Consider the following 4,204-nt stretch of genomic DNA (forward strand, 5'->3'; position numbering starts at 1 on the left):
GTCGGCGCCGCGGCCGCGGCGTGCCTCGCGCTCAACGCGCGCGGCCTGGACGCCGGCGGCGCCGGCGTCGACCCGCTCACGGCGGCGACGCCGCTGCTGCTCGCGCTCGCCGTGAGCGTGCTGGTCATGCGGCTGTACCCGCGGCCGATGGCGACGCTGGGCCGGGTGCTCGGCGGCCGCCGCGGCACCGTCGCCTATCTCGGGACCGCGCGGGCCGTGCGCGACCCCGTGGCCGGGTTCGTGCCGATGCTCGCGCTGGTCGTCGGCATGTCGATCGCCGCGTTCTCGACCGTCGTGTGGGCCACCACCGAACGCGGCATCGAGCAGACCGCGTGGCAGCAGGTCGGCGCCGACGTCCGGGTGTCCGGCCCGCCGCTCGCCGAGGCCGAGCTGGCCGCCGTCCGGGACCTTCCGGGCGTCGAGGCCGTCGCGCCCGTGGTCACGCCCGGGCCGACGCTGTTCAAGGTCGGCCCCATCGACAACCGCGTCCCGCTCTACGTCGTCGACGTCGCCGCCCTCGACCAGGTGCGCGCCGGTGGCACCGCGCTGGACCCGCTGCCGCCCCGCCTGACCGAGCCGGGGCCGGACGGGGCCATCCCGCTGCTGGTGGCGGACGGGATCGTCGACGAGGGCGCGACGGGCACGCTCTCGCTGAGCGAACGGCTCGACGCGGTCGTGGCCGAGACGGCGGAGTCGATCCCCGGGCTCACGACGGGCAGCCAGTGGATGCTGGCCGACCGCGGCGTGCTCGAGGAGGCCGGCGTCACGATCATCCCGCCGCGGCTCACGCTGGTCGACCTCGGCGACGGCGGCAGCGCGTCGGCCGTCGCCGCGGAGCTGGGGGAGCGGACGGTGACGACGCCGGCGTCGGCGATCGCCGACCTGCGCGGGCCGGTGAACGACGGCACCGCGCGGGCCATCGTCGGCGCCATCGCGCTCACCGGGTTGTTGTGCGCGGCCGCGGTCGTGCTCACCATGGTGGTGGGCGCGCCGTCGCGGGGCCGGCTGCTCTCGCAGCTGCGCACGCTGGGGCTGTCCGGCCGGCAGGGCGAGGGCCTGGTCGTCTGGGAGGCCGCGCCGGTGGCGGCGGTGTCGCTGGTCACCGGGCTGCTGCTGGGCGTGGTGCTGCCGTGGGCGGTGCTCTCCGGCGTCGATCTGCGCTCGCTGACCGGTGGCGGCGAGCAGCCGGCGGTGCACCTGCCGGTCGGCCTGCTGGGCGCGGTGACGCTGGGCTTCGTACTGGTGGTCGGCGTGGCGGTGGTGGTGTCGGTGCTGACGGGACGGCGGCTGACGCCGGCGGGGATGCTGAGAATGGGTGACGAGACGTGACGGAGCTGCCGGCGGCCGAGCGCCGCGACATCGTGTGCGAGGACCTCGTGCGCATCTACACCGCCGAGGGCGTCGAGGTGCAGGCGCTGCAGGGCCTCAACCTGCGCGTCGACGCGGGCGAGGTGGTCGCGGTCGTCGGGGCCTCCGGGTCGGGCAAGTCGACGCTGCTGAACATCCTGTCCGGGCTCGACACCCCGACGGCCGGGGTGGCGCGGGTCGCCGGCCACGACATGCTGACGATGAAGGGCCGCGAGCGGGTCCGCTACCAGCGGCACACCGTCGGGTTCGTGTGGCAGCAGACGGCGCGCAACCTGCTGCCGTACCTCACCGCGGCCGAGAACGTCGCCGTCCCTGCCGCCATCGCGCGGCGGGGCGGCCGGGCGCGGGCCGAGCGGGTCGACATGCTGCTCGAGACGATGGGCGTCGCTCACTGCCGCGACCGCCGGCCCGCGGAGATGTCCGGCGGCGAGCAGCAGCGGGTCGCCATCGCGGTCGCGCTGGTCAACGAGCCGCGGGTGCTGCTGGCCGACGAGCCCACCGGCGAGCTCGACGAGGCGACGTCGGCCGACGTGTTCGAGGCGATCCGGCACGCCAACACCGAGTTCGGCGTGACGGTGCTGGTGGTGACGCACGACCAGGCCGTCGCCGGGCACGTCGGGCGGACGGTGCAGATCCGCGACGGCCGCACGGCGACGGAGATCCTGCGCCGCACCGAGCTGGACGAGCACGGCCGCGAGCAGCACATCGCCGAGGAGTTCGCCGTCCTGGACCGCGCCGGCCGCTTGCAGCTGCCCGACGACTTCGTCGGTGCTCTGCGGCTGCAGGACCGCGTCAGGCTGGCGCTGGAACCGGACCACATCGGCGTGTGGCCCGACGAACGGGAGCGTCGCGGGGAAGGGGTCGCCGGTGAGTGAGAACCACGCCGTCCGCGCGGTCGCCGTCAGCCGGGTGTTCGGCAGCGGCGCGCGCGAGGTGCACGCCTGCCGCTCCGTCGACCTCGAGGCGCACCCCGGCGAGCTGCTGGTCGTGAAGGGGCCGTCGGGGTCGGGCAAGACGACGCTGCTCAACATGCTCGGCGCGCTGGACCGGCCGACCAGCGGCCGGGTGTTCGTCGGCGACCTCGAGGTGTCGGCGATGAGCGAGAAGGAGCTCGTCCCCGTCCGGCGGCACCGGATCGGCTACGTGTTCCAGTCGTTCGGGCTGATCCCGATCCTCACCGCCGCCGAGAACGTCGAGATCCCGCTGCGGCTGCAGGAGCTGGACCCGGACGCCCGGGCGGCGCGGGTGGTGGAGCTGCTGGCGCTGGTCGGGCTCGAGGGCCACGCCGAGCAGCGGCCGTACGAGCTCTCCGGCGGCCAGCAGCAGCGCGTGGGCATCGCCCGCGCCCTGGCCGGCGACCCGGACGTGCTGATCGCCGACGAGCCGACGGCGCAGCTGGACACCCGCACGGGCGCCTCCGTGATGGCGCTGATCCACGACCTCGTGCGCCGGCGCGGCATGACGGCCGTCGTCGCGACCCACGACCCCGCCCTCATGGAGCAGGCCGACCGCACCGTCGAGCTGCGCGACGGCCGCGTCGTCGGCGCCGCCGAGGCCGCGTAGCGCGCCGAAGGGAGGCACCGATGGTCCGGGTTCTGGTCGCCGAGGACATGCGGATCCTGCGCGACACCCTGGTGGCGCTGCTGGACCTGGAGGACGACCTCGAGGTTGTGGCCGAGGTCGGCTCCGGCGACGAGATCGTGCCGGCCGCGCTCGAGCACCGCCCGGACGTCGCCGTGCTCGACATCGACCTGCCCGGCGTCGACGGGATCACCGCGGCCGCGGAGCTGCACGAGCGGCTGCCGGAGTGCCGCACGCTGATCCTCACCGGCCTGGGCCGTCCGGGCGCCCTGCGGCGAGCACTCGCCGCCCACGCGTCCGGGTTCATGGTCAAGGACGCACCCGCGCCCGAGCTGGTCGACGCGGTCCGGCGCGTGGCCGCGGGGGAGCGCGTGGTCGACCCGAACGTGGCGCTGGCGGCGGTGGAGACGGCGGACAACCCACTCTCGCCACGCGAGGCCGAGGTGCTGGAACGGCACGCGGCCGGCGCCTCGGCGGCCGAGATCGCCGCGGAGATGTACCTGTCGTACGGCACCGTGCGCAACTACCTGGCGTCGGCGGTCACCAAGCTGGGGGCGCGCAACCGCGTGGACGCCGCGCGCATCGCCCGCGAGGCCGGCTGGCTGTAGACCGTCCGGGGCGACGTGCATTCTGCACGGTGAGGTCGTGCCGGCGGCACTGGCCGGCGTCACGGCGCCCGGCCGACACTGGGGCCATGCGTATCCGGGTCCTGGTCGCCGAGGACGTCGACGTCGTCCGCGACACGCTGGTCGCCCTCCTGGAGCTGGAGGACGACCTCGCCGTGGTCGCCGCGGTGGGCGCCGGTGACCGGATCGTGCCCGCCGCGCTCGGCTCCCGGCCCGACGTCGCGCTGCTCGACGTCGACCTGCCCGGCGTCGACGGTCTCACCGCGGCCGCCCAGCTGCGCGAGCGGCTTCCGGAGTGCCGGGTGCTGATCCTCACCGGCCTGGTCCGGCCGGACGGGCTCGACCGCGCGCGGGCCGCGGGCGTGTCAGGGTTCCTGGTCAAGGACGGCCCCGCCGACGACCTCGTCGCGGCCGTGCGCACCGTCGCCCACGGCGGGCGCGTCCTCCCCGCGCAGCGGGTCTGAGGCGGCCGCTGCCAGCGGCATCGTCACCGCCAGCTCGAAGCGGTCGCCGTCGGCGTGCGTGGTCAGCCGGCCGCCCAGCGCGGCGACCCGGGCGGTCAGGTTGGGCAGGCCGTTCCCGCCGGGTCGCGGACGCCCCGGGGGCTCGGGCGGCCGGGCGGCGGCGCC

4 protein-coding genes and 1 pseudogene are annotated in these 4,204 nt (G+C 76.0%); all 5 read left to right on the forward strand.

Annotation, left to right across the window (positions count from 1 at the left end):
- Positions 1 to 1,329: FtsX-like permease family protein (locus DY240_RS23840; protein WP_147375489.1), on the forward strand; the 1,329-nt coding region annotated here is incomplete at its 5' end.
- Positions 1,326 to 2,243 carry an ABC transporter ATP-binding protein gene (locus DY240_RS23845; RefSeq protein ID WP_119662222.1) on the forward strand — a complete coding sequence of 306 codons (918 nt, stop codon included), beginning with the start codon at positions 1,326 to 1,328 and terminating at the stop codon, positions 2,241 to 2,243. The genes DY240_RS23840 and DY240_RS23845, both read left to right, overlap by 4 nt.
- A complete protein-coding gene (locus DY240_RS23850; RefSeq protein WP_119662223.1) occupies positions 2,236 to 2,931 on the forward strand; it encodes an ABC transporter ATP-binding protein in 696 nt (231 codons plus the stop codon). Before DY240_RS23845 ends, DY240_RS23850 begins: the two co-directional genes overlap by 8 nt.
- Positions 2,932 to 2,951: 20 nt before the next feature.
- Positions 2,952 to 3,557 (forward strand): response regulator transcription factor, encoded by a 606-nt coding sequence (locus tag DY240_RS23855; protein WP_119662224.1) that lies wholly within the window; start codon positions 2,952 to 2,954, stop codon positions 3,555 to 3,557.
- Positions 3,558 to 3,643: 86 nt separating this feature from the next.
- A pseudogene (locus DY240_RS23860) lies at positions 3,644 to 4,030 on the forward strand (response regulator); the annotation flags it as partial.
- Positions 4,031 to 4,204: the final 174 nt, after the last annotated feature.

The sequence above is a fragment of the Jiangella rhizosphaerae genome, from assembly GCF_003579925.1.
GTDB classification, from domain to species: domain Bacteria; phylum Actinomycetota; class Actinomycetes; order Jiangellales; family Jiangellaceae; genus Jiangella; species Jiangella rhizosphaerae.